Here is a 6,155-nt window from a genome sequence, read left to right on the forward strand (position 1 = left end):
CTTACCTTTCTCCTAGAGCATATGCTATCCTACACAGGATGCATCATGCCTATAGCGATACGCCATTAGACCCCCATAGTCCACACCATACAGAAAACCTTTTTACCATGATGTGGAAGACAAAAAAGATTTACAATGAACATTTCACTTTTAGAGCCAAGCCTGAAGAAAGGTTTATTAAAGACGTTCCAGACTGGAATAGATTTGACAAATTTGCAGATACCATGGGAATCAGAATCGGCTGGGTTTTAGTATATGTATTGATATATGTTCTTAGCATTAGTGTTTTTGAACTAGCAGGAACCCACTGGTGGATGTATTTTCTTTTACCTATTCACTTTATGATGGGACCGGTACATGGTGCCATAGTCAATTGGAGTGGTCATAAATACGGATATGCTAATTTTGATAACAATGACAAATCAAAAAATTCATTGATTTTGGACTTTTTGATGTTAGGTGAGCTATTCCAAAACAACCACCATAGACTACCTAAAAGGGTAAATTTTGCAGTCAAATGGTATGAATTTGATCCCACCTATCCAATTGTTAAACTGCTGCATGCCACAGGAATTATAAAATTAAAACCCTCCAATTGATCTCTTAAAGTAATAGATACACCTACCTATAAAAGCCCTTCAGAATGAAGCAATTTCTCTTCATTTTGAAGGGCTTTTATTTTAATAAATCAAAACAAAATAAGAATGAATAAACAATGCTAAAAAAATAGTTAGTTACCAACAACAAATCAAAGAGAGTTCAAAAAATTCAATTGACTTGTTGGCTTAAATGTATAGATCAGGTTAAAATTTAACCTTAAAGCATAAAAAATGTTATGTTTTTATAAAAAAAATTGCATTTATAAAACTAAATGGTTAAGTTGATCCAAAATCACCTACTTTAAAACAGATATGAGAGAACTAACACGAGCAGAAGAGCAAATTATGCAAATCCTATGGGACATTGAGAAAGGCTTTGTCAAAGATGTCTTGGAAAAAATGACAGCTCCAAAACCAGCGTATAACACTGTTTCAACAATCATACGTATTTTGGAAAGAAAAGGCTTTGTTAAGCACAAAGCTTACGGCAAATCTCATGAATACTACCCTATTGTTTCCAAAGATGAGTACCGTAGCTTTACCATTAAAAATTTGTTAACAGGTTATTTCAGCGGATCTTTTGCGAATTTAGCTTCATTTTTTGCCAAAGATGAAAAACTAGATGTTAAAGCTTTGGAAAAAATAATGGACGAAGTGAAAGATGATGTAAAAGATTAATAATCTTTGATTAATTCAATGGTTATCCATTGACCTGATGAGAACTCCTTAATGGGACCAGTCATTAAGCTTAGGACACAACTTCATTTGAAATACATGAGTGGTCCTTAATCGTTGGAAGTTTTAAGCGGAGTCCCCTCAACTTAGAATTGACAAAGGCTTTTAATCAATCAAATTACTTTTTGTTTATTAATGAAAAAAAAGGTGAACGAATGAACGTTCACCTTTTTTATTTTCTCTCCTGTAGATTTTAACTTTACTTTAGCGAATAAAAGCTAAAATTAAAATAGACTTAATTAATTATCATCAGCTGTACCGATAGCGTGTACTTTAAAACCAATGTCTCTGAGAGCCTTCGTATCCATAATATTACGTCCATCAAAAACATGTGCTGGCTTCAACATATTGTCATAAATTTTTTGCCAGTCATAAGTTTTAAACTCATCCCATTCAGTAAGTACGGCCACAGCATGTGCCCCTTTACAAACTTCATAAGGGTCATTTACCACTTTGAGCGATTCTTTGTTTTCTTCAGGGGTTCTACTTCCCAAATAATCTAAGTCAGTATATATTTGTTGTTCTGTTACTTTAGGATCGTAAACAGAAACATTGGATTGCTCATTTAATAAATGATCTGCAACGTAAATGGCGGCAGATTCACGGGTATCATTGGTATCCTTCTTAAATGCCCAACCCAAAAACGCTATTTTCTTCCCACTTACTGTATTGTATAAATTTTTAATGATCTTTTTGGAGAAACGTTTTTTCTGGTAATCATTCATAATGATCACTTGTTCCCAGTAATCTGCAACTTCATTTAGTCCATATGAGCGCGAAATATAAACCAGATTAAGAATATCTTTTTGGAAACATGAGCCTCCAAAACCTACAGATGCTTTAAGAAATTTAGGTCCAATCCTAGAGTCAGTTCCTATAGCCCTGGAAACCTCATTTACATCAGCTTCGGTATGTTCACAAAGTTCTGAAAGAGAATTGATAGAAGATACTCGTTGTGCTAAAAATGCATTTGCAGTCAATTTTGATAATTCAGAAGACCACACATTGGTAGTAAGTATTCGCTCTCTAGGCACCCATCTGGCATAAACGTTTACCAAGGCATCAATTGCTTTTAATCCTTCTTCTGTTTGGTCTCCACCAATCAATACTCTATCAGGTGCCATCAGATCTTCAACTGCCGTTCCCTCTGCTAAAAACTCTGGATTGGAAAGAATCTGGAAATTCATGCCATTCCCAGTGTGTTTTAATATGTCTTTAAGTGTACTTGCCGTCCTAACAGGAAGCGTAGATTTTTCGACAACAATTTTATCACCTTTGGCCACTCTTGCAATTTGCCTTGCACAAAGCTCTATCCATTTCAAATCAGCAGCCTGTCCTTTACCTTCTCCGTAGGTCTTGGTAGGTGTATTAACAGAAATAAAAATCATTTCTGCTTCGTCAATCGCTTTGTCTACATCGGTTGAAAAAAATAAATTTCTACCTCTGGCTTCAGCTACTACTTCTGAAAGCCCCGGCTCATAAACAGGAATCTTGGAAACGTCTTCGTCATTCCAAGCTGCAATTCTAGCCTCATTGAGATCGACAACAGTAACTTTAATATCAGGACATTTTTTTGCAATCACAGCCATAGTTGGACCTCCAACATAACCAGCACCAATACAACAAATACTTTGGATCTTCATTTCTTATAGTTTAAAACATTTTATAAAATAAGGGTAAACCTCACCTTACCCTATTACTCCATTGATTAAAAATTAAACAAAAATACTAAATATTAAACATTAATCACTTAACCTTCGGTTTGGTTTTTAATTTACCTTAAAACTTCAATCAATTTGGCAATAGCATTAAGGCTTAAATAATTTAGCAGCGTTTCACAATTCAGGCCTATAGCATGGCATCGCTATTTACGCAATACCATTCATCAGCGCTTTGACCGATTTAGTTTAAATTGGAAACTTAGGTTATTATCGGGTATTCAAAATAAGAATTACTATCGTTAAAATAATAAAACGATAAAAGCAGATTGAAAAAACATAAGAACCTGCAAATTGGATATGGGTTTAAAATATTTCAGTTTTAACTTTTTAATCGCCAAGATTGAAGTGCAATTCAAACATGGTAATCATTAGGTAGTAACCAATATCTCACGTGATATTTTCCAATTGATGCTTTTATCAAGTTAAGGAATATAAACCGCAACTGCAGACAAATATATTACTAATTACAGTAATTATTCTTAAAAAAAAGAAAAAAATGGAAGGCTTAAATTCACATATACGAAAAGCCATTTTAGGAGGTAAAAACTGAATTATAAACCATTATGATTGAAAGCAAAAACCCATAATTTATCATTTCAATGATCATTTTGAGAAAAACTATGAACTAAGGCCAAAAAAATTTTCGGAATTAATAAGCAAGAAAAGCCGATCTTGTGTAGGCTTCCTCCGCTTCTGTGAGCCTATTTAATGATTGTAAGATCCATAAAAAGTAAACTAATAGAAGGAATTTGAAATAGATGCACATTGAATATTAAAGAGTAGATCTCAATGCCTTTTAATTCCTTCTATGTTTGGGTTTGATCAAGAAGCTATAAACCAAGGGTTCAATAGATTTTCCTTATTGTATACAAGAGGTTCGTCAATATCTACTTTTTTTATTTCATAGCCCAAGGCTTTTAATATCCCATGGGCCGCAGCAGTATCCCATTCCATAGTGGGTGCAAATCTGGGGTATAGTTGGGCCTTCCCTTCAGCTAAAAGCATAAACTTCAAAGACGACCCCATACTGACCACATCTGCATCGGGATATTGATCTATAATACCCTGTGTTTCATGGCTTAAATGAGACCTAGAAGCCACAATCGTTTCTACCAAACCACCCTTCTTCTTTTGAAGGGCTACCGCTGATTTCATTCCGGTAATTTTCCATCCTCCCTGACTATTTCCCCAAAACAACCAATCCAACACGGGAGCGTAAACCACCCCAATAATTGGTATTCCTTTATGAATAAGGGCTATGTTTACAGTAAACTCACCGTTCCTTTTTACAAATTCTTTGGTTCCATCCAAGGGGTCTATCAACCAAAAATAATCCCACTGCTTCCTTTCCTTATAAGCAATATTTTCCCCTTCTTCTGAGAGAATCGGTAAATTAGTTTTGGATAGAAAATCACAAATAACTTTATGGGCTGCCAAATCTGCTTTGGTAAGTGGTGAATCATCTGCCTTATATTCAACTTCTAAATGGGCACTATTATATATTTTTAGAATTTCCAGGCCTGCGGCTTTAGCTCCCTCTTTGGCAATTTCGGTAAACGATTTCTCATTGATTTCCATATCATCAGTCTTAAAAGTTGATAGATTGTAAACTTATTGATTAATTCATAAACATTTGCTGGGAATCAAAAAAAATAGCCAAACTGGATCAGTTTGACTATTCTATATTCGCATTTGTTAAATCTTAATAGTTTAGATTCATATTACCATACCTGCAGCTACAGTCTCATTTGTATTTGGGTCAATTAAAATAATGGAGCCTGTTTGTCGGTTTCTTCTATAAGCATCAAAAAACAAAGGTTTTGCAGCTCTGACTTTAATTCTAGCGATATCATTCATCCCTATCTGGTCAACTCCCTCTTCACGGTGCAAGGTGTTTACATTTACTTTGTAGAGAATTTCCTTTACCATTACTTGGCACTCTTGCGTAGTATGTTTTAGCATTAGCTTGGTTCTTCCTTTCAACGAACTGTTACTCATCCAGCATACCATTACATCTAGGTCTTGTCCAACATTAGGTACGTTATTGGGCCTTACCAGCATATCCCCTCTACTTATATCTAATTCATCTTCAAGTGTCATGGTAACAGACATTGGAGAAAATGCTTCCTCAATCGGGTTTCCGTCTAATTCAATACTTTTAATTTTTGAGGTGAAACCTGTGGGTAATACTTTCACTTCATCCCCGGGCTTGAATATTCCACCCTCAATTCTCCCTGCATAACCTCTAAAATCTTGATGCTCATGGGTATGAGGTCTAATAACCATTTGTACAGGAAACCTGCAATCGATATGATTAAAGTCTGAGGCAATGTGGACATTTTCTAACAAATACAGCAAGGTTGGTCCTTCATACCATTTCATATTGGTGGATCTATCCACCACGTTGTCACCATTGAGTGCAGAAATAGGAACAAAATGCACATCTTTGATTTCCATCTTGCTTGCAAAGTCCTTATAGCTATTTACAATTTTTTGATAAACTTCTTCATCATAATCTACCAAATCCATTTTATTGACGCATACAATTACATGAGGTATTTTCAACAAGGAGGCAATAAAGCTATGCCTAAAAGTTTGTTCCAATAATCCTTTTCTAGCATCTATTAGAATGATGGCAAGGTTGGCAGTAGATGCCCCAGTCACCATATTTCTGGTATATTGAATATGTCCGGGAGTATCGGCAATGATAAATTTCCGCTTAGGGGTAGCGAAATACCTGTAGGCCACATCAATAGTGATTCCTTGTTCTCTTTCAGATTTGAGCCCGTCTGTAAGCAAAGAAAGGTCTACATAGTCAAATCCTTTCTTTTCACTGGAAGTTTTTACTGCCTCAATCTGGTCTTCAAAAATTGATTTCGAATCATAAAGCAATCTACCTATCAAGGTACTTTTTCCATCATCAACAGATCCCGCGGTGGTAAATCTTAACAATTGATTGGTTTCCTGTATGCTCATATTGTATGTATACTATTTCACTTGAATTTTTATAAATCAACTTTTTGCCGCAACTTTTGACAATTGTACAATTCAATTTAAAACTGATTGGTAAAATCATCGAAGGCTTATCCCATCCTCGGCA

The 6,155-nt window shown here is 35.1% G+C and carries 5 protein-coding genes; 2 read left to right on the forward strand and 3 right to left on the reverse strand.

What is annotated here, in order from left to right; all coding sequences use genetic code 11:
- Nucleotides 1-599: fatty acid desaturase (locus tag AAC037_RS17795; RefSeq protein WP_339904449.1), on the forward strand; the 599-nt coding region annotated here is incomplete at its 5' end.
- Nucleotides 600-911: 312 nt separating this feature from the next.
- A complete protein-coding gene (locus tag AAC037_RS17800; protein ID WP_014023052.1) occupies nt 912-1,277 on the forward strand; it encodes a BlaI/MecI/CopY family transcriptional regulator in 366 nt (121 codons plus the stop codon).
- 296 nt (nt 1,278-1,573) lie between these two features.
- Here AAC037_RS17800 and AAC037_RS17805 read toward each other — a convergent pair whose 3' ends face one another.
- From AAC037_RS17805 to AAC037_RS17815, 3 genes are all read right to left on the reverse strand, one after another.
- Nucleotides 1,574-2,977 (reverse strand): UDP-glucose 6-dehydrogenase, encoded by a 1,404-nt coding sequence (locus AAC037_RS17805; protein ID WP_339904451.1) that lies wholly within the window; start codon nt 2,975-2,977, stop codon nt 1,574-1,576.
- A 900-nt stretch (nt 2,978-3,877) separates the two neighbouring features.
- The gene (cysQ, locus tag AAC037_RS17810) at nt 3,878-4,633 is read right to left on the reverse strand and encodes a 3'(2'),5'-bisphosphate nucleotidase CysQ (RefSeq protein WP_339904453.1); all 756 of its coding nucleotides are present in this window, start codon (nt 4,631-4,633) and stop codon (nt 3,878-3,880) included.
- Nucleotides 4,634-4,771: 138 nt separating this feature from the next.
- Nucleotides 4,772-6,031 (reverse strand): GTP-binding protein, encoded by a 1,260-nt coding sequence (locus tag AAC037_RS17815; RefSeq protein WP_339904455.1) that lies wholly within the window; start codon nt 6,029-6,031, stop codon nt 4,772-4,774.
- Between the last annotated feature and the right edge of the window lie 124 nt (nt 6,032-6,155).

Origin of the sequence: uncultured Cyclobacterium sp. (assembly GCF_963976465.1) — a bacterium.
Classification (GTDB): Bacteria; Bacteroidota; Bacteroidia; order Cytophagales; family Cyclobacteriaceae; genus Cyclobacterium.